This is a genomic window from Nocardia sp. NPDC055321 (genome assembly GCF_053645575.1).
In genome coordinates this window covers 154,718-175,247 of record NZ_JBSHMS010000006.1, presented here as the reverse complement: position 1 = coordinate 175,247, position 20,530 = coordinate 154,718, and the positions used below count along the sequence as shown (strand labels likewise).

The 20,530-nt window shown below is 68.9% G+C and carries 13 protein-coding genes; 8 read left to right on the top strand and 5 right to left on the bottom strand.

Annotation, left to right across the window (positions count from 1 at the left end; translation table 11 throughout):
• Positions 1-111: 111 nt before the first annotated feature.
• Positions 112-999 (bottom strand): hypothetical protein, encoded by an 888-nt coding sequence (locus tag ACWIGI_RS12055; protein WP_454202392.1) that lies wholly within the window; start codon positions 997-999, stop codon positions 112-114.
• 246 nt (positions 1,000-1,245) lie between these two features.
• Here ACWIGI_RS12055 and ACWIGI_RS12050 point away from each other — a divergent pair, with 246 nt between their 5' ends.
• Entirely contained in the window at positions 1,246-2,400 is a 1,155-nt protein-coding gene (locus ACWIGI_RS12050) for a serine/threonine-protein kinase (protein WP_454202391.1), read from the top strand.
• Between the two features lie 6 nt (positions 2,401-2,406).
• Here the strand turns inward: ACWIGI_RS12050 and ACWIGI_RS12045 are convergent, their stop codons facing one another.
• The 3 genes from ACWIGI_RS12045 to ACWIGI_RS12035 form a co-directional block, all read right to left on the bottom strand.
• Positions 2,407-3,054, bottom strand: a complete 648-nt coding sequence (locus ACWIGI_RS12045; protein ID WP_454202390.1) for a response regulator — start codon at positions 3,052-3,054, stop codon at positions 2,407-2,409.
• 51 nt (positions 3,055-3,105) lie between these two features.
• Positions 3,106-4,398 carry an ATP-binding protein gene (locus tag ACWIGI_RS12040; protein WP_454202566.1) on the bottom strand — a complete coding sequence of 431 codons (1,293 nt, stop codon included), beginning with the start codon at positions 4,396-4,398 and terminating at the stop codon, positions 3,106-3,108.
• A gap of 141 nt (positions 4,399-4,539) precedes the next feature.
• Positions 4,540-5,292, bottom strand: coding sequence for a DJ-1/PfpI family protein (locus ACWIGI_RS12035; RefSeq protein ID WP_454202389.1), 753 nt, complete (start codon positions 5,290-5,292; stop codon positions 4,540-4,542).
• A 178-nt stretch (positions 5,293-5,470) separates the two neighbouring features.
• Here ACWIGI_RS12035 and ACWIGI_RS12030 point away from each other — a divergent pair, with 178 nt between their 5' ends.
• The 6 genes from ACWIGI_RS12030 (at position 5,471) to ACWIGI_RS12005 (ending at position 17,837) form a co-directional block, all read left to right on the top strand.
• Positions 5,471-6,475: a GlxA family transcriptional regulator gene (locus tag ACWIGI_RS12030; protein ID WP_454202388.1), complete on the top strand. Its 1,005-nt coding sequence runs from the start codon at positions 5,471-5,473 to the stop codon at positions 6,473-6,475.
• Positions 6,476-6,840: 365 nt separating this feature from the next.
• Entirely contained in the window at positions 6,841-7,482 is a 642-nt protein-coding gene (locus ACWIGI_RS12025) for an MspA family porin (protein WP_454202387.1), read from the top strand.
• A gap of 56 nt (positions 7,483-7,538) precedes the next feature.
• Entirely contained in the window at positions 7,539-11,465 is a 3,927-nt protein-coding gene (locus tag ACWIGI_RS12020; protein WP_454202386.1) for a WD40 repeat domain-containing protein, read from the top strand.
• Positions 11,466-11,575: 110 nt separating this feature from the next.
• Complete coding sequence (locus ACWIGI_RS12015; protein WP_454202385.1) at positions 11,576-15,667, top strand: nSTAND1 domain-containing NTPase; 4,092 nt, start codon at positions 11,576-11,578, stop codon at positions 15,665-15,667.
• A 129-nt stretch (positions 15,668-15,796) separates the two neighbouring features.
• A complete protein-coding gene (locus ACWIGI_RS12010) occupies positions 15,797-17,641 on the top strand; it encodes a PspC domain-containing protein (RefSeq protein ID WP_454202384.1) in 1,845 nt (614 codons plus the stop codon).
• Complete coding sequence (locus ACWIGI_RS12005; protein WP_454202383.1) at positions 17,634-17,837, top strand: hypothetical protein; 204 nt, start codon at positions 17,634-17,636, stop codon at positions 17,835-17,837. The genes ACWIGI_RS12010 and ACWIGI_RS12005 overlap by 8 nt, the downstream gene beginning before the upstream one ends.
• Before the next feature lie 66 nt (positions 17,838-17,903).
• Here the strand turns inward: ACWIGI_RS12005 and guaA are convergent, their stop codons facing one another.
• Positions 17,904-19,463 (bottom strand): glutamine-hydrolyzing GMP synthase, encoded by a 1,560-nt coding sequence (guaA, locus tag ACWIGI_RS12000; protein WP_454202382.1) that lies wholly within the window; start codon positions 19,461-19,463, stop codon positions 17,904-17,906.
• A gap of 168 nt (positions 19,464-19,631) precedes the next feature.
• On the opposite strand from guaA, the gene ACWIGI_RS11995 reads away from it, so the two are divergent.
• A complete protein-coding gene (locus ACWIGI_RS11995; protein WP_454202381.1) occupies positions 19,632-20,471 on the top strand; it encodes an alpha/beta fold hydrolase in 840 nt (279 codons plus the stop codon).
• Positions 20,472-20,530: the final 59 nt, after the last annotated feature.

Below are 20,530 nucleotides of genomic sequence, written 5' to 3'. Positions count from 1 at the left end.
AGACGGATCCGCCGCCGAACCGAAAAACCGCGCGCCGCAGCACGATCGGGACCGACCGGTCCGGCCGGGCCGCGTCGAGGCCGCTATACCGCGGCACGACCCACGCCACCGTCAGGAAACGGCATGCCGGACCACGCTCGGGATCGCGGCGTCCGGCGCGCCGGACGCCGCATCGCTCACCGGATTCGTATCCACCCACTCCACGCGGCCGTTGCTCGGGCACAGGGCCAGATAGCCCTGCCTGGCCTGCGCCGACCGCCCGTGCACCGAGACGTTCAGCCGCACCGTGCGCAGCCGCCCGCACCCGCGCCCCAACCCGCTGTATCCGGCGACGTGGGTGTCGATCCGCAGCACCGGACCCGCCCACGAACCGCCCGTCACCACCAGCGTCGACCCCTTGCTGCGCGCCCGCGCGGTGAGCACCCGGGTGCGCGACATCGGCACCGAAGCGCCGTTCAACCCGAGTACCACCAAATCGAGGCCATCCAGCAAAACGGAGGCAACCTCCAGTGGGTCGGATCCGGGGTCGGTGACGACGGCCAATCGATCCAGCCGCGCGCCCATTTCGGCCGCCGCGAGCAAGCCCAGCCGCGGCAACCCGACCACCGCGGCATGACCGCCGGCCCCGGTGACAGCGGCCAGCAAACCGGAAAGCAGCGAACTCGCGCCCGTATAGGCGACCACCGAGCCCTTGGCCAAACCGCCTTCGGGCAAAAGACTTTCGAGCGCGGACGGCACCGGCAACGCCTCCCGCCGCACCTGTTCGGCGAGCCGTCGCGCGCCCTCACCCCCGCCGCTCGCGGGCGTCGTCCCCGGCGCCGCCACCGCCGCGACCGTCCGGCCGTTGCCCACCGACGCCGAGAAACCCACCGCAACCTGCGGCGCGCCACCCCGCATCGGCATCCGCGCGGCCGCACCCGCACCGCGCGCCGGAACAGCCGCCATCCGCCGTCGCAGCTCCGCCAGCTGCGCCTGCTTCGCGTCCTCCGCCGAATCCATCTAACGACCACCTCTCCCAACGCTGGGGGACCCACAACTCCCGGGAGCTCGCACGAAACCGCGCCCCCGAACCACCACGGGTCCGAGCCGGATAGTCAGCACCGATTCAGCAACCAAGAATACTCGAACATACGTTCTATTCATGCACAGTAGAACTCGAGCCCTGACGCGCGTCAAGAGGACAGTGGCGCAAACCTCGAGCGCGAGGGTGCCGCAAACCACGAGTTTCGAACCAGGCCAGTCAGGATGGTTTTCCGCTACCCTGCACCCGTGACCGAACGCCCCCGTCCCATCGTCGGCCCCGACTACCTGGTCGCCGGCCGCTACCGTCTCCAGTCGAAGCTCGGCGGCGGTGGTATGGGCGCCGTGTGGCTGGCGACCGACCGCCTGCTGCACCGCGATGTGGCCATCAAACAGGTGCTGACGACCTCCGGCCTCGACGAGGAAGAGGCCCGCGAGGTACGCCAGCGCATCATGCACGAGGGCCGGGTGGCCGCCAAGCTCTCGCACGAGCACGCCATCGCGGTGTACGACGTGGTCCTCGAGGCCGGTGAACCCTGGCTGATCATGGAATACCTGCCCTCGCGCAGCGTGGCCAAGGCGCTCTCGCTCGCGGACACCCTCTCCCCCATCGAGGTCGCGCAGATCGGCGCGCAGGTCGCCGACGCACTGGCCGCCGCGCACGCCGCGGGCATCGTGCACCGCGACATCAAGCCGGGCAACATCCTGGTCGCCGATCGCGGCGACGAGGTCGGCATGGTCAAGCTCAGCGACTTCGGCATCTCCAGCGGCGCGGGCGACGCCGACGACGTGAGTGACGTCATCACCGGCACCCCCGCCTACCTGCCGCCGGAGGTGGCGCGCGGCATCCAGCCCAGCGCCGCCAGCGACGTATTCTCGCTCGGCGCAACGCTGTACACCGCGATCGAGGGTCAGCCGCCCTACGGATTCGACGACGACAGCGGTGTGATCGTGGAGCGCGCGGCCATGGCGCAGATCATTCCGCCCACCCGCAGCGGTCCGCTCACCAACGTCCTGCTGCACATGATGGAGCCCGCGCCGCAGCGCCGCCCCACCATGACCGAGGCCCGCAACGAAATCCTCACCGCCGCATTCGGTCCCGGCACCGCGCCCTACATCCTCGGCGCACCCGTGCGCACCGAGGACGGCACCATTCCGGCCTGGGCCGCCCGCAACTCCGCCGCCGGCCTGCGCAGCCCGAACTCCACCCCGCTGCCGCGCCCGCAACGCCAGCAGGCGGCGGCGCCCGCCGCCGCTCCGCAGCAGCAGTCGACGGGGTTCGACCTGGCCAAGTTCGGCCCGAACGCGGGCCCGCTCGCGGTGGCGGTCGGCCTGCTGATCGGCCTGCTGATCATCATCGTGATCCTGGTGGCGCTGTAGTAGCGATCAATCGATGCGGCGGCGGTGTGCCCAGCGGGTCAGGGCATTCCGGTTGGACTGCTGGGTCTTTCGCAGCACGTTCGAGGCGTGGGTCTCCACCGTCTTCACCGAGATGAACAACGACTCGGCGATCTCGCGGTAGGTGTAGCCGCGCGCGAGCAGGCGCAGCACCTCGAGCTCGCGCGGGGTCAGCGAATCGAGCTCGGGATCCAGCGGGGGTTCGGGCACCGGGGACTTACCGGTGAACGAATCCAGGACGAACCCGGCCAGGCGCGGGCTGAACACCGCGTCCCCGCCCGCCACCCTTCGAATGCCGTCGGCCAACTCCGGCCCCGAAATCGTCTTGGTGACATAGCCGCGCGCGCCCGCGCGGATCACCGCGATCACATCCTCGGCCGCGTCGGAAACACTGAGCGCCAAGCACACCGGGCCCGCCTCGACCCCCTGCAGCACCGCGACGCCACCGCCGTCGGGCATGTGCACGTCGAGCAGCACCACATCGGGCGTGGTCGCCTTGATCCCGGTGATGGCCTCGGCCACCCCGCCGGCCTCGCCGACGACCTCCATATCGGATTCCCGGCTCAGCTCGGCCCGCACCCCGGACCGGAACACGGCGTGATCATCGACCAAGAAAACCCGGACACTCACCGACATCTCCTCTGTAATTTCTGCCTCCGCTGCGCCGCGGTTACATCCTTCACCAGATCATGCACTTCCAGCGGATCCATCATCATTTTCTCCGGCCGGACTCTCGGCCGGTTGCACCACCACGATCCGATCGTCCGCACCGTCCTTGCGCGGCATGATGATTCGCACCTCGGTCCCGCGCCCCGGCGCGGACACGATCTCCACATGCCCACCGCGCCTTTCGATCCGGGCGCGAATGGAGCGGGTCAGCCCGTGCCGATCGGACTCGACCGCGTCCACGTCGAACCCCCTACCGCGATCGCGCACGAACACGCTCACCTGGTGTGGTTCGGCCTCGGCGAACAGATCGATGGACGGCACCTCGGCGTGCTTGGCGGCATTCACCAGCGCTTCGCGCGCGGCGCCGAGCACGGCGGTGAAATTCTCCTTGGGCAGGCCGACACCGCTGTCGTCCACGTCCATGGACACATCGCCGACGGTCACCGGCGTGACCTTCACCCCGTGCTGATCCTCCACCTCGCCCGCGATGGTGCGCAGCGCCGCGGCCAGACTCGACTGCGCCGGGCCGGTGTCGTCGAACAGCCACTTGCGCAGTTCGCGTTCCTGACTGCGCGCCAGCCGCACCACCTCCTGCGGATCCCCGGCCTGCCGCTGGATCAGGGCCAGGGTCTGCAGTACCGAATCGTGCAGGTGCGAGGCGATCTCCTCGCGCTCCTCGTTGCGAATGCGCGCCGCGCGTTCATCATTGAGCGCCCGCACCATGCGCAGCCACAGCGGCACCGTGAGCAGTCCGGCCCCGATCAGGGTGACCGCCACCGCCAGCAACGCCGACCCCAGCGAACTCAGATCGATGCGGGCCAGCACCACCACGCCGAGCCCGACCACGATGAGCGTCGCACCGCCCACGATGCGCGCCCAGGTCACCACCGTCGGCGACGCGGGCAGGCCGATGACCGACCGCGGCCCCTCGGCGTCGAATTCGCGCCACACCAGCGCCGCGCCGATGGCCACCGCCAGAATCGGGCCGATCACCTGGGCGGCGGTGCCGTTGAGCACCCAGGCCATGGCCACCGCGAGCGAGAGGCCCAGCAGCGCGAGCCCGACGGCCTGCCGCCGCTCCGCGGGCGAGGGCGGCGTCTCGTCCTCGCCGCCCGGGGTGAAGATCCACAGCAGCCCGTAGACGACCACCCCGGCCCCGGCCAGCGCGGACAGCAGCACGAACGCCATCCGCACCTTGAACACGTCGACCCCGAGATGGTCGGCGAGCCCGCCCGCCACCCCGCCGATGACCCGCCCCCCGGACCGCCGCAGCAGCCGCGGCGCGTACACCCCCGGACGCGGCGGCTCCATCACCCCGCGGGCAGGGTCGAACAGAGGTGCGGACGGATACATGCTTCGATCCTGGCACGGCGCGCCGACGCCCGGCATCGGGAAACACCCCGATTCCATCCCTGAGGATGATCATCCGCGGGTCGGAGCGAGGTCACGGGCCTATACCCCCGCGGTGGCGCGCCCCCGCATCCCCTTGCCCGCGCGCACGCGCCGAAGAGTGTTGCGCCAGGCCACCTTCGTCGCGGCGACCGCCTCCGAGCCGATGTCCCGGGGCGCGAGCATGCGCTGGCCGACCGTGGCGACCCGCGCCTTGGTCTTGCCGGAAGCCTTGTCGAAGTGCCCGGAGTCGAAGGGCGGCTGCGGGTCGTACTCGATGGCGAGCTGAATCGCCTCGGCGGTCTCGCGGCCGTCGATCTCCGCGGCCAGCCACAGCGCGAAATCGATGCCCGCCGACACACCCGCGGCGGTGACGACCTTGCCCTCCCGCACGATCCGATCGCTGCCGCGCGGGGTGACGCCCAGGGTGCGCAGCATCGGCAGCACCGACCAGTGGCTGGTCGCGGACAGGCCGTCCAGCACCCCGGCGGCGGCCAGGATCACCGAGCCGCTGCACACCGAGGTGGTCCAGGTGCTGGTGGCGTGGACCTGCCGGAGCCAGGCCAGCAGCTTCTCGTCGGCGGCGGTGTTCATGGTGGCCGCGGCCGAGCCGCCGATCAGCACCACGTCGGGCGCGGGCGTCTCCTCGAACGAGTGCGTCGCGCCCAGCACCAGCACGCCGCTGTCGGTGACGATCGGACCGGGTTCGTGCCAGACGAACCGAATCTCGGTGTCGCTCAACGCACGCAGGATTTCGTACGGCCCGACCACATCCAGGGCGGTCATCCCCGGGTAGAGCACGATGGCGATCTGCACGGTGCTTCCTCACTCTCTCTCGCCGACGTCTCCATCGTGTGCCGACCGGGGAGTTGGCGTCCAGGACACGACCATTGCGAATCCGGCCATCGGCGCACCGGGAGCGGCTCGTCAATATGGCCGGATCTGCAATGTTCATGTCATTGACGCCACCGCGCGGCACAGGAACGATGAACCCGTGCCCGCCGAACCACGACTCGTCCAGTTGGCGGTGTTCGACGGCTTCCAGCTGCTCGACCTCGCCGGACCCGCCGACGTCTTCCACGCCGCCGCCCTGCTCGGCGGCGGCGAACCGCGCTACCGCGTCGAAGTGGTGTCCGCCGCGCCCGGTCCGGTGCGCGCGTTCAACGGCATCGACGTGCAGGCCGTCCGCGCGATCGGCGACGGCCCCGAACCGGTGGACACCCTGCTCGTCGCGGGCGGCCTGACCTTCGGCGAGGCCGGCCGGAACCAGGACCTGATCGAAGGCATCCGACAGGCCGCGCCCCGGGCCCGCCGAATCGGAGCCATCTGCACCGGCGCGTTCCTGCTCGCCGAAGCGGGCCTGCTGCGTGGGCGGACGGTGACCACCCACTGGTCGAGCAGCATCGGCCTGATCGAGCGCTACCCCGAGATCCGGGTCGACCCGGACCGGATCTATGTACGCGACGGCAAGATCTGGACCTCCGCCGGGGTGACCGCGGGCATCGACCTGGCCATCGCTCTGGTAGCCGAGGACTACGGCCCCGATCTCGCCCGCGAGGTCTCGCGCTGGCTGGTGGTCTATCTGCACCGCCCGGGCGGGCAGAGTCAGTTCAGCGCGCCGGTCGCCGCAGGACCGCCGCGCCTGCAACCGCTGCGCGCGCTGCAGGGCTGGATCGAGGAGAACCTGGCCGCGGATCTGTCCCTGGAAGCCCTTGCCCGACAGACCGATATGAGCACCCGTAACTTCTCCCGGGTCTTCGCCGCCGAGTTCGGCACCACACCCGCCCGCTACGTGGAGACGGCCCGGGTGACCGCGGCCCGGCGACTGCTGGAAACCAGCGACCAACCCCTCGACCGGGTCGCGCTCGCGGTCGGGCTGCGCCGGCCCGAGACCCTCTACCGCAGCTTCCAGCGCGTGCTCGGGGTGGCGCCGGGCGAGTACCGCGAACGCTTCGCCCGCCCGCGCCCGGCGACGGTCCCGGCGCTCGGCCCCGTCTGATCGCGGCTGCCGCACAGCGGGATTCGAGCCGCCGTACCGCGGGCCCGATCGCCGTCCGAGGGACCACATTCTGTCCGGTCCGGACAGCCGAACCACCCCGGTTATCCGGTCCCGTGCCCGGACCGGATAACCGACCCAACCCCTCCTGAACTGCGGTTTCCACTCTCCCGCAACGCTATCCGGCTCGTCCGGACACCTCCCCGCTCCCTACCTTGAGAACAGGACGAACGAGCTCGACGGGATCCACTCCCGGAGAGCCGAAGTCCCGCACCGGGTCCGGTCCGAAGGGGGGTCCGGACCCGGTGCGCAGCACCACACCGCGACCGTCAACTCGACGGCGCGACAGGTTCGGGGAGGAACCAGACATGATCATCAAAACCACTGCCGCCGCCGTCGCCGCGATCGGACTCGCCCTCGGGGGGCCGGAAGCCGCCATCGCCAACGCCGGCGCGATGGCCTCACACGAGAAGGTGCTCGAATCGCCCGGCGGGATGGTCACCACCGTCGGCCACATGAACACCGCCTTCCGGCCGGTGGCGCCGATGAACGGGATGCCGACCGATCGGGAGGTGTACCTGGACAACACCGCCTACGGCAGCATCGCGGGCGGCACCGGCAAGATCAGCACGGGATTCTTCGTCGGCTGCGCGGTCGACCTGGATGTGCAGTTCACGATCGGCGCGGACGTCGGCATCGATGTGACAGCTTCGGCGGGAGTGAGCGTCGGCTCGCTCGGGGTCACCCCTTCGGCCGGGGTCGACATCACCCCGAGCATCGGCGGGCAGTTCGGCTTCGACCTCGGCATCACCGCGGGCAAGATCCAGAAGATCGACACCGGCACGAAGGACCTGTTCGGTACCACCGGCTACATCGTCAACCGGGACTACCGGCTGGCGGTCACCGGCTGCGGCGGGCAGCTGACGATCAAGCCGTTCACCGTCATCGAGGCGAAATCACCCGCCACCGACGCGGCCGACTGGGTTATCGGCGATCCGATCATCCTGTGAGGCGGGTAAATTGGCGGCATGCTCGGGGGAACGCATCGACTACCGGATCGTCAGTGGTGACGGGGGAACCGGTCATCGAGGAACAGATCCGTTCCCCGCGAGCGCTTTTCGCTCGCCGATTCACCGAACTGTATGAAGCTGCGGGCAATCCGACGCTGCGCCGGGTCGCCGCCGCCGCGGAGACCCGGATGCGCGCCGCCGCGGGCGCCCGCCCCGGCGGCGCGGCCGCCCAGCGCATCAGCGATTGGAAAGCGGGCCGCAACGTCCCGGCCCGCTTCGAATCGCTGCTCCCGGTGGTGCTCACCCTCACCGATCTGGCCCGCAAGGCCGGCGTTCCACTCACCCGCGAACTCGCCGAACCCCGGGAATGGCAACGACTCTGGCAGTCCGCCACCACCTGGAACCCGGAAGCCGACACCGAGGCCGCGTGCCCGTACCCGGGCCTGACGTCCTACGGGCGCGACAACAGCGCCCTGTTCTTCGGCCGCACCCGCGCCACCGCCGAACTCGCGGACCTGGTGCGGACGGCCACCGGCCTCGTGGCCGTCGTCGGCGCCTCGGGTGCGGGCAAGTCCTCACTGCTGGCAGCCGGGCTCGCCCCGGCTCTAGGCGACTGGGCGACAACCATTTTCACCCCGGGCGGGCACCCGATGGAGCAGTTGGCGGATATCGCGCTGACGCCGCGCACCACCGGCCCGCGCCGGCTGCTGATCGTCGACCAGTTCGAGGAACTATTCACCACCTGCGCCGACGAGCACGAGCGCGAGGAGTTCCTGGCGCTCCTGCACGAGTGCTCCACCCGCACCGACGATCCCGTCGCCGTGGTGGTCGCCCTGCGCGCCGACTTCTACGCGCACTGCCTCAACCACCTGATCCTGCAGGACGCCCTGGAACACCGCAGCTACCTGCTGGGCCCCATGCGCCTGGACGAACTCTCCCAGGCGATCTCGGGCCCCGCCCGCGCGGTCGGCCTCGAACTCGAACCCGGCCTCGAAGAGCTGGTCATCACCGAACTCTGCGGCGCGGGCGACCATCACGGCCGCCGCACCTACGACCCCGGCGCCCTGCCGCTGCTGTCCCACGTCATGGCCGCGACGTGGCAGCATCGAGAAGGCAGGCGCCTCACCAGCTCCGGCTATCGCACCGCGGGCGGGGTGGTCGGCTCGGTCACCGAGACCGCCGAACAGGCCTGGAACGAGCTCTCCGACACCCAGCGGAACGCGGCACACGACATCCTGCTCGGCCTGGTCGCGGTAGGTCAGGACGCCCGCGACACCCGCCGCCCCGCCCAGCGCACCGACCTCCTACGCCGTGTAGCCGATACCGAAGCAGCAACCGCCGCACTGGAACTCCTGTCCCGCACCCGCCTGATCACCCTCGACGCCGAGGCCGTGACCCTGACCCACGAGATAGTCCTGACCGCCTGGCCCCGCCTGCGCGAATGGATCAACGAGGACCGCGTCGGCTACCTGGTTCGCCAGCGCCTGGAGACCGACGCCGCCGAATGGGCGGCGCAGGAACGAGATCCGTCGCTGCTGTATCGGGGGACGCGGCTGCAGAACGCGGTGGACAATGTGGATCCGCCCCCGGTCGGCCCACTGGCCCACGAGTTCCTCACCGCGGCGACAGCGGCCCGCACTCGCACCCGCCGCCGTTCCACCCGTACCAAGGTTGTCCTGGCACTCCTCGGCGTAGCGCTGCTGATCCTGGGGTTCGCGGCCTATACCCAGAACCGTCTGGTGGACCAGCAGCACAAGGACAAGAACTTCGCCGACGTCCTGGCCGAAGCCGACCGCTTACGCGCGGCCGACCCATCGATCGCCGCGCAGCTGGACCTCATCGCCTGGCGGCTCCGCCCGGGCGACGAGCGCGTTCGTTCCCGTCTGCTGCAAACCCAGAGTGCACCGCTGGCGACCGGAATAACCGCGCACAGAGAGGGTGTGAACGAGCTGGTACACCGCGCCGCCGATCGCGTGCTCGCCTCCCTGTCCTACGACGGCAGCCTCCGATTGTGGGACACCACCGATGGGCAGCACCCTCACGCACTGGGACAGCAGTTGGACGGCATCGGCAACGTGGCGTTCAGCTCGGATGGCAAGCTGATGGCCACCACCGGCTCGGCCGGGGCAACCACTACGGCGGTGACGCTGTGGGACGTCACAGTGCCCGCCACCCCCAGACCTGTCGGAGCGTTGCCGTCTGGTGCGGACGACATGGCGTTCGCGCGTGTCGCCTTCACACCGGACAGCCGCACTCTGGTGACCATGAGCCGGACGCATCTGACGCTGTGGAATATCGGCGACCCCGCTGCTCCCGTCATCGGTCCGACGCAAAGGCTGCACAACGAAGGATCTGTAAACGGAATCGGCGAACTCCGCATCGCACCGAACGGACGCACGCTGGCCATCACTCGATTCGAGGCAGGTCTCGACACCGTCCAGCTCTGGGATCTCGGCGGTTACACGAGCCTGACTCCGCGCACTCCGGCTGTCGGCGGACCACTGCGTTCGGTGCGTGCCCTCACCTTCAACTCCGACGGTACGATTCTCGCCTTCAGCAGCGGTGACGGGGCAATGCAGCCGATCGGCGGAGATACCGTACAGGTCCATCTGTGGGATGTCACCGACCCCGCACGAGCCCGCGAACTCACCAGTTTCGACTCCGGCGTGAGCGGTGTCAGCGCACTGGCTTTCGCACCCGGCGGTCAGGTGCTCGCGGTGAGCGGAACCCAGGGGGCGGGTCTGTGGAATGTGGCCGAGCCCGCCTATCCAGCCCGCCTCACGAGTCTGTTGTCCCAAAACCCCGTTCTCTGCCGATTCAGCAGCAGAACCTTGCCGTGCCAGGACGGTCCGATCGCGCTCGAATTCACACCCGACGGGCAAACGCTGCTGGCCGGTAGCAGTTCCGGCATCATCCGTGCCTGGTCCCTGCCACCCGCGATTCTGACCGGCCAGGCCGGGTGGGTGCGTCCACCGGTGTTCGACGCAACCCACGAGCGCCTGATCACCGGCTCGAGCGATGGCCGAATCGTGCTATGGGATATCGCGAATCCGCAGGCGCCGCGTCAGCTCGGCGAGTATCGCGCCGAACCCGGGTTCACCGCCACATACGTCTCCCCTGACGGCGCTACCTTGCTCATCACCGAAACCATGGGCAGTGCGCGCACGATGCTCGATGTCAGCGACCCCACACGGATCCGGCAGCTACCCGCATGGCAGCTTCCGGAAGTACGCAACATGGATATCTCGTTCAGCCGGGACTGGTCGAGGCTCGCAACCTTCGGCAAAGACAACATGATTCGGCTGTGGGATGTCACGAACCGCTCGGCACCGAAAACGATCGGCGTGCCCATTCCGTTGTCTTCCACCACCGCGCGAATGAGCTTCGGTCCCGACAACCGCACCCTGCTGGTCCGCGAATCGCCCAGGGAAGGTGGCGATATCGTCACGCTCTGGGATATCACCGACCCCGGAGCACCACACCGGATCGGTGAAATCATGCGGCAATCAGACTCCGGCATACTGCCCATTACGCTGACATCCGACCAATCCATCATGGTCGTCGCCGATGACAACGCAATGCAGAGCTGGGACATCTCCGATCCCTCCGAACCGGTCCGGCTCGGCGAACCATTCGGCAATCACACCCTCTCGGTTCGATCAGCTGCCTTCGATTCGGAGGCCCGCGCACTCCTTATCAGCACCGACGACGGCACGGTCGAGATATGGGACTTCGCCTCCCCCGCGCACCCGACACGCGCGGCCGTCCTCTCCGAAATCGGCCGACTCCATTGGAACGCCACCTTGCACCCGAACGGCACACTCATAGCCGCGGGCGGCGAAAACGGTGCCGTTCGCTTGTGGGACCTGAACGAACAGCACGCCATCGACCGCATCTGCTCGGTCACCGGCGGCATGTGGACACCCGAACTATGGAGTCGTCATCTGCCCAACGACCTCGCCTACAGCCCACCCTGCGAGTGATGACAGTCGCGCACAGGTCAGGATCCGCACGCGCGACACTCCTATGACGCTGCCCGGCAGCTAGATTGACTTCGTACCCGGAGGGGGTCGATCGAAGAGGGGGGCGGCACGTGGTGCTGAATGCTGCGACCACCGGGACGGAAACCCGTTCGCCGAGAGCAATTTTCGTGCAGCGGTTCAATGATCTGTATGCGGCGGCGGGCAATCCGACGCTGCGGCGGCTGGCCGCCAACGTCGAGACGCGCATGCGGGCCGCGCAGGGCAACCGGCCGATCGGGGCGGCGTCGGCGCAGCGGATCAGCGCGTGGAAGAAGGGCGAGAATGTCCCCGCCCGGTTCGAATCGCTGCTCCCGGTGGTGCTCACCCTCACCGAACTGGCACGCAAGGCCGGAAAGCCGCTACCGCGGGAGCTGGCGGACCCCCAACAGTGGCGTCAGGTCTGGGAGGCCGCCACCACTTGGACGCCCGAGGATGAGGGCGAATCTCCCTGCCCCTACCGGGGTTTGAAGGCCTTCGGCCGAGACGACCACGCGCTGTTCTTCGGCCGCACCCGCTCCACCACCGAACTCACCTCCCTGGTCCGCACGGCCACGGGCATAGTCGCCGTGGTCGGCGCCTCCGGAGCGGGAAAGTCCTCGCTGCTCGCCGCCGGCCTCGTGCCCGCCCTATCCGATTGGTGCACAACCACCCTCACTCCCGGGCCCCACCCGGTGTCCGCGCTGGCGACCGCCCTCGAACCGTTCCCGGCGCCGGACACCTCACCGGACCCGGCCGACCGCCCCGGCGCTCCCGAGGAACCAGCCGAGCCGGGCACACCACAGCCGAAGACCGCCGACGCGCTCGTACCGGTGAAAACCACTGCCCCGACCGCCGGCGGAGACCTAGCGCGCAGACTGCTGATAGTCGACCAGTTCGAAGAGCTCTTCACCACCTGCGCAAGCGAATCCGAGCGCGAGGAGTTCCTCGGGTCCCTGCACGAACTGGCCACGCGCACCGAGAACCCGTGCACTGTCGTAATCGCCCTGCGCGCGGACTTCTTCGCCCACTGCCTCAACTACCGCGTCCTGCAGGAATCCCTCGAACAGCGCAGCTACCTCCTCGGACCGATGCGCCTGGACGAACTCTCCCAGGCGATCTCCGGCCCCGCAGGCGCAGCCGGCCTGGAACTGGAACCCGGCCTCGAAGAACTGGTCATCACCGAACTTTGCGGCGTCGGCGACCACCACGACCGCCGCGACTACGACCCCGGCACCCTCCCCCTGCTCTCCCACGTCATGGCCGCGACCTGGCAATACCGCGAGGCACGCAAGTTGACCGTCGCGGGTTACCGCAAAGCGGGCGGCGTTGTCGGCTCGGTAGCCGCCACCGCCGACCAGGTCTGGCAGGAACTGGCCGAGTCCCAGCGATCCGCCGCGAAAGACATTCTGCTCGACCTGATCTCGGTCAGCCAGGACGGCCGCGATACCCGCCGGCCGGCGGAACGCTCCAAACTGCTGAGCCGCGCAGCGGATCCCGAAGAATCCGCTGCCGCCCTGGAACTCCTGTCCCGCTCCCGTCTGATCACCCTCGACGCCAACGCGGTGACCCTGACCCACGAGATCATCCTCACCGCCTGGCCCCGCCTGCGCGGCTGGATAGACGAAGACCGCGTGGGCTACCTGGTCCGACAACGTGTGGCGGCCGACGCCGCGGATTGGGCTGCCCAGGAACGTGATTCATCACTTCTGTATCGAGGCGTCCGCCTCCACAACGCCATCGACAACGCAGATCCACGAAGCTCCGGCCCCCTGACGACCGAATTCCTCGCCTACTCGACAGCCGCCCGAACCCGGACCCGCCGCCGTGCCTCCCGCACCAAAGCGATCCTCGCAACGCTCGGCGTCGCCCTACTGGTCCTGAGTTTCGCGGCCTACACCCAGTACCAGCTGGTCAGCAGACAGAACGCGGACAAGGATTTCGCCGACATACTCAACCAGGCCGACCTGGTACGGGGAGCGGATCCCGCGCTAGCGGCGCAGTTGGACCTGATCGCACACCGCACACGGCCCACGGAACAATCCGCGCGTTCACGACTACTGGAGACCCAGAACTCGCCTCTGGCAACGGTCACAACCGCGCATACCGAGGCTGTCCGGCAGATCGAGCACCGCTCCGATCGCGGAGTACTCGCGAGCCTGACCTATGGGGGCGAAGTGAAACTGTGGGACACGTCCGACCCACAAAACCCGAATCCCCTTGGCGACAAACTCGACGGCGTATTCGGCACCATGGCATTCAGCCCCGACGGCAAGCTGCTCGCGACCACCAGTGACGAGGAGGCTGCCAGAGCCACCGTCACCCTCTGGGACGTCTCCACCCCGGAGACCCCTCGCTCACTCAGTACCTTCTCGGGAATCGAGCCTGATCAAGGCACCGCGCACGTCGCCTTCACCCCCGATGGCCGCACCCTCGCGACCCGAACCGGGAAATGGCTGACATTGTGGAGCATCGCACGCCCCACAGCCCCATCAGCGGGGCCGTCGCAGCGGCTGGCGGAGCCCGGCGATCCGGCGTCGGCCACGTCGATCCGCATCAGTCCGAACGGACGGCTGTTGGCACTGGCCACCGGGGCATTCGAGAAGGAATCATCCATACAACTGTGGGACATCGCGGACACCGCCCGCCTCACCCTGCTGGCTCCGTCCGTGGGTGGTCCCGTCGATCCGGCCCCTCACTTCGAATTCAGCTCCGACAGTGGACTGCTGGCGGTTTCCGGTCGAGCCACGGTCGGCCCTGCAGCGAAAGAACCCACCGTTGATCTTTGGGACGTGACAGTGCCCGCACGCCCGCGACAGCACACAAGTCTGAAGCCGGACCTGGGCAGAATATTCGCACTGAGATTCGCGCCCGAAGGCCGGGTACTGGCGCTGGGTTCCGCCGAAGGAGCAATGCTCTGGAGCCTGACCGATCCGGAACATCCTACTCCGCTCACCAACACGATCTCCACCAGTCCTTCGGCATGCCATCGCGAGCGAGTGTGCGAAACAGGCACTACCGCACTTGATTTCGGTGTCTCCGGCCGAACCCTGGTCGCCGGCGGATCGAACGGCGATCTCCGCGTCTGGTCCTTGCCACCGGCCATCCTCGCCGGCCCGACAGGGTCGCTCTCCCTTCCGTCCTACAACGCAGCCGGTGGCCGGATGGCCATCGCCTCCAGCGACAGCGGCATATACCTCTGGGACCTCCGCGATCCCGGATCCCCCGCAATGATCAGCCATTACCGTATGTCCCCAGCCAATCGGAGTATCGCGCTCTCTCCCGACGGCAATGCGCTCCTGGTCCGAACCCTCTCGATAGGCCACAACCAGAGCCTGTTCTATCCGGTGGGCGCCACTCGCCCACTCCTGTTCGATGTCAGCGATACCAAGAACATTCGTCAGATCGCAGAGTGGCAACTGCCCAGCGCCCTGCCGCTCTCGCCACTGTCCGATCTGACCATCAGCGGGAATTGGCGACGCGTTGCCACACACACCGCAGATCGAAAAGTGCAGCTGTGGGATCTCACCGACCGCACCCGGCCCGCTCCAATCGGAGCCCCACTGCCGATTTCATCCAACAACGTCGGCCTATCCTTCGACACCGAAGGCAACCGGCTGTTAGCCAACGAACTGACAGCTGATGGCGAGTTCGTCGTAACCCTCTGGAACTTGACCGACCCGTCGCATCCCCAGCGAGTCGAATTGGCCCGCATAGTCGACGGTAGAAGCTACTGGGTTGTCGGCACACCGGACGATTCCACCCTGATTCTCGTCTCCGGCGGGTCGATTCAGAGCTTGGATATCAGCGATCCGACACGGCCCGTCCAGCTCAGCGAACCGCTCACCGTGCATCCACGAGCGATCGGATCCATCAACTTCACTCCGGACGCGAAGAACATGATCACCAACAGCGGCGACATCGTCCAGATCTGGGATTTCACGGACCCCGCGCACCCCGAACCACAGGAGAAGCTGACCGGCCCCGGCGCCTACTGGGGGGTGACCTTACATCCGGACGGTCATCGCCTGATCCTGACCGGGCAAGACGGCTTTGTCCGACTGTGGGACTTGGATATCCGGCGCAGCGTAGATCGCATCTGCGAGGTATCCGGCGGGATCTGGACCGAGGAGCTGTGGCGCCGCTACCTCCCCTCCCGCTTGCCCTACGAACCACCCTGCCCCTGACACGCCCGGCCGGCACCCCATCCTCACCACCCGATCTCCCGCCCACATCCGCCCCCACCCCCATTTCAGGTGCTCTTTCAGGGTCATCCCCGATGCGCCCGCCCCGCCCGCGCACCCACCATGGACCCCATGACGAGAACGAGCGACTGGTCCGAAAGCGCCGGGCGTACCGGCCTGGGGGACCAGCTTCACGACATGTGGCGGACCCGGCCGGTGCGGCTGCCGCAGCAGGGACACGTCGCGGGCGTCGCCGCCGGATTCGGGGTGCGATACAACATCGACCCGGTCGTGGTGCGGGTCGCGTTCGTGGTGTCGGCACTGTTCGGCGGAGCCGGCATCGTGCTGTACCTGCTGGCGTGGCTGCTGCTGAGCCAGCGGGGTGACCGCAACTCGGCGGCCGAGTCGCTCTTCGGGAAGGGGCAGAGCTCGCAGGGCTCGTCCAAGACCGTCGTGCTCATGGTGGCCCTGGGCATCGCCATCACCACCGTCGGACCGGTCGGGGTCGGACTCGGCGGCTCGGGCGCCATCAGCTTCGTGCTCATGCTCGCCGGGTGGTGGCTGCTGCATCAGCGGCAACCGGAACCGCCGACGGGGCTGCTGGAGTACCCCGGATCGGAACTGCTCGGCGGCTACCCGGGCACCAATTCCCCGTACTGGACCGGATATCCGGGCACCAACGGCCCGTTCGACACCTACGGTCCGTATACCAAACTGCCCGACAGCTACGAAGCGGACCCGAATCGCGTACAGCCCCTGGCGAATCCGGCAGCAGCGCCCGCCGCGCAGCAGACCGGCGCGGGCGCGAACCCGGCCGTCGCGCCCGAGGCCCGGAACTCGGAGACCGGCGCGGCTCCGGTCACCGGCTTCCCGCCCGCCGACGCCGGAGCCGAGCAGCCCACCGAAGTGCTGCGCAAGCCGGATGTCTCCGCGAGCCCGGAGTCCGCGCCCCACCGCGACACCGAGGTTCTCGCCGCGCACCCCGCTACCGCACAGGATGTTCCGGCCCCGGACGTCGATCCGGAGATCACCGCGGAGACCGTCGTCCTGCTCAAGCCCGGCACAGAGGACCCGAAACAGCTTGCGAATAAGGATGATTCGGAGAAGCCCGCGGTGAACAACGAGAGCGACGGCACAACCGACACCGGCGACAACGCGGATCCTTCGGACAACGGAACCGACACGACTCCCGACACTCCCCAACCCCCCGCCCTCCGGAAAACCCCGGCCCTGCACCCCATCCCGCCGGCCAACGACCGCCCCTACGCCCCGGCCGGACCGGCCCCCATCTCCCCCGACTTCGGCCCGACTCCGCCCGGCTGGGACCCGCTCGGCGTCGCCCCGCTGGCCTGGGACCTACCCGAACCCGCTCCCGCACACCGGCATCCGGTGCAGGCCCCGCCGCGCGCCCCGCGCTCGCGCCTCACCCCGGTGATCATCGGCCTCAGCCTGCTCGCCGCCGCGGCCGCGGGATCGGCGGCCGCCGCGGGCGTCGACTGGATGACCCCGGGCCGGGTCGGCGCGGCCGCGCTGGCGGTGCTGTCGCTCGGCCTCATCGTCGGCGCGTTCCTGCGCCGCGGCTTCGGCCTCATGGTGCTGCTCGCCCCGCTGGCCGGCTTCGTCATCCTGGCCTCGCTCATCGGCCCGATCCAGTTCGACCAGGGCGCGATGGGCGACCGTAGCTGGGCCGCCACCAGCGCCGTCGATCTCCAGCCGGAGTATCACGTCTCGATGGGCTCGGCGACCTTGGACCTGACCGGCCTGGCCCTCACCGAGGACCGCGCCACCACCGTCTCGGTGCGCATGGGCGACGCCCGCGTGCTGATCCCCGAGAACCTGCGCGTGCACACCACGTGCAACGTGCGCATGGGTGACACCGAGGGCTGCGTGGGCGGCATCTCCGGCCCGGCGACCGGACCGACATTGAACCTGACCATCGACGTACAGATGGGATCCGCGGAGGTGAAGCGTGGCTGACATCAAGAACCGACGCCCGTCGTTCTCACTGCTGGTGGCCGGTGTCCTCGGCCTGGCGGTCAGTATCTGGGCCTTCATCGGCCCCCACTCCTGGCCCATCTCGGGCGGACTGTCCCTCGGCTGGATCGTGGTGATCGTCGCCATCGTGGCCGGCGTGGTCCTGGTCCTGTCCCCGAAGAAGCGCGGCGACGAATAGACCCCGAAACTCGAAGGCCCGCGATCCGATCGGATCGCGGGCCTTCGGGGGTTCAACGCACCCTCGTCACTCCCACTCGATGGTGCCCGGCGGCTTGCTCGTCACGTCGAGCACGACGCGGTTCACATCCGGCACCTCGTTGGTGATGCGGGTCGAGATCCGCTCGAGCGCCTCGTACGGCAGGCGGGTCCAGTCCGCGGTCATGGCGTCCTCGGACGAGACCGGGCGCAGCACGATCGGGTGACCGTAGGTCCGCCCGTCGCCCTGCACGCCGACACTGCGCACATCGGCCAGCAGCACGACCGGGCACTGCCAGATCTGCTTGTCCAGACCGGCGGCGGTCAGCTCCTCGCGCGCGATCGCGTCGGCCTGACGCAGCAGCTCCAGCCGCTCGAACGTCACCTCGCCGATGATGCGAATCGCCAGACCCGGACCCGGGAAGGGCTGGCGGGCAACGATTTCCTCGGGCAGCCCGAGCTCGCGGCCGACCGCGCGCACCTCGTCCTTGAACAGCAGGCGCAGCGGCTCGACGAGCGAGAACTCCAGATCGTCGGGCAGCCCGCCGACATTGTGGTGGCTCTTGATGTTCGCGGTGCCGGTGCCGCCGCCGGACTCGACCACGTCCGGGTACAGCGTGCCCTGCACCAGGTACTCGACCTTGGTCTCGCCCTGCTCGCCGACGACCTCGCCGACCGCGTCCTCGAACGACCGGATGAACTCCCGGCCGATGATCTTGCGCTTCTCCTCGGGGTCGGTGACGCCCTTGAGCTCGCTCTGGAACTTCTCCACCGCGTCCACGGTCACCAGGCGCGCGCCGGTCGCGGCGACGAAATCGCGCTGCACCTGCTCCCGCTCCCCCGCGCGCAGCAGCCCGTGATCGACGAACACACAGGTCAGCCGATCGCCGATGGCACGCTGCACCAGCGCGGCCGCGACCGCGGAGTCCACGCCGCCGGACAGACCGCAGATGGCGTGCCCGTCCCCGACCTGCTCACGCACCTGCGCGATGAGCGCCTCGGCGATGTTCGACGCCGTCCACGCCGCCGGAATCCCGGCGATCTCGTGCAGGAACCGGCTCAGCACCTGCTGCCCGTGCGGCGAATGCAGCACCTCGGGGTGGTACTGCACACCCGCGAGCCTGCGCTCCAGATTCTCGAACGCCGCGACCGGCGCACCCGCGGAAGTACCGGTGACCTCGAACCCGGCCGGGGCATCGGTGACCGCGTCACCGTGGCTCATCCACACCGGCTGGCGCGCGGGCAGTCCGCCGTGCAGCACACCGCCGTCGATGCTCAGCTCGGTGCGGCCGTATTCGCGAGTGCCGGTGTGCGCCACGGTGCCGCCCAGCGCCTGCGCCATGGCCTGGAAGCCGTAGCAGATACCGAACACCGGAACGTCGAGGTCGAACAGCCGCGGATCGAGCTGCGGCGCGCCCTCGGCGTACACGCTCGACGGTCCGCCGGAGAGAATCACCGCCAGCGGCTTGCGCTCCGCGATCTCCTCGACGGTGGCCGTATGCGGGACCACCTCGGAGTAGACGCTGGCCTCGCGCACCCGGCGCGCGATCAGCTGCGCGTACTGCGCGCCGAAGTCGACAACAAGGACTGGTCGCTGCGTTTCTGCCACTTGAGCAGTCTACGGAGAGACATACACCACAGCGGTTCCGCCTCCCCTTGAACCAAGTGTCGCGTTCGCGTCAATCGTCTGTGTCCTACCTGGCACACCCGATTTGGCGGATGCTGCCGTGCGAGAAAGCATCGCCACTTGTCGGCGGTGCTGGCTATCCTCTACCTCGTGCCATTCGCCCGTGCGATCGATGCAGAGATCCACTACGAGGACAGCGGGGGCGGGGGTCCGGTACTGCTGCTGGGGCACGAATTCCTCATGGACCGAACGATGTTCGCGTCGCAGATCGCGGCGCTGACGCCGGAGTTCCGGCTGGTGTCCTGGGATGCCCGCGGCCACGGTCGAACTCGTGACGAAGGCCTGCCCTTCACCTACTGGACCTGCGCCCGCGACGCGCTCACCGTGCTGGATCACCTCGGCGTGGAAAGAGCCGTGGTGGGCGGTATTTCCCAGGGCGGCATCATCGCGCTGCGCACCGCGCTCCTCGCCCCCGAACGCGTGACGGCCCTGGTACTGCTGACCACCGAGGCGCACGAACCGCTGCCCGCCGAACTCGCCAATGCCCGTAGGTTCCTGGATAAATGGTACGACGAGGGGCCCCGCCCGGCTCTGGCCGAACACCTCGCCCGCTGGCTCATCGGCGACGACGACTGGTACCGCGCCGTCTGGGTCAAACGCTGGCTCACCCGCGACCCCAACGCCACCGAGGTCGCCGCGAGCGCCATGCTCGGCCGCGACGCCGTCCTGGACCGACTAGCCGAGATCGCCTGTCCCACACTGATCGTGCACCCCACGCACAGCGGCGTCCCGCTCGCCCACGCCCGCGAACTCGCCGCCCGCCTGCCCGACGCGCGCTACCTCGAGATCGAGGGCGCCCGCCAGACGGTCAACATGACCCATCCCGTGGCGGTCAACAACGCCATTCGCCAATTCCTGCGCGAGCCCGCGGTTTCCCGCGTCACGAGCCGACCCAGAACGGGTGAGATCCCCCTGCGCCGCGAACCCTGAACGGCGCCCGGGGCTTTCCGAACCGGTCCGGGCACCGCGATCCACCGGCGGACACGAGC